Origin of the sequence: Zoogloea sp. LCSB751 (assembly GCF_002028455.1) — a bacterium.
GTDB lineage: Bacteria > Pseudomonadota > Gammaproteobacteria > Burkholderiales > Rhodocyclaceae > Zoogloea.
Map to the genome: position 1 here is coordinate 1 of NZ_MWUM01000569.1, position 239 is coordinate 239.

At 64.0% G+C, this 239-nt stretch carries 1 protein-coding gene; it reads left to right on the forward strand.

The features are described from left to right. Nucleotides 1-235 (forward strand): hypothetical protein (locus B4920_RS27745; protein WP_216820133.1); only part of this gene is annotated, 235 nt, incomplete at its 5' end. Between the last annotated feature and the right edge of the window lie 4 nt (nucleotides 236-239).

Here is a 239-nt window from a genome sequence, read left to right on the forward strand (position 1 = left end):
GAAACTGCCGGAAGTGAACTACCTGCGCGGCCTGGTCAACATGCCGCCGGAGACCGAATCCAAGGTCGACCTGCAGCAGGATGGCAAGAGCACCCGCCACAAGCAGGCTGCCCAGATCCGTCGTGCCGTCAAGCGTCACAAGGACATGCAGGGTATGGAGCCGCGCGCCCGCAGCACCACGGCCCGTCGCAAGCCGACTTCCTCTACCCGCAACTCGGGTACCGGCAGCAAGTAAGCAT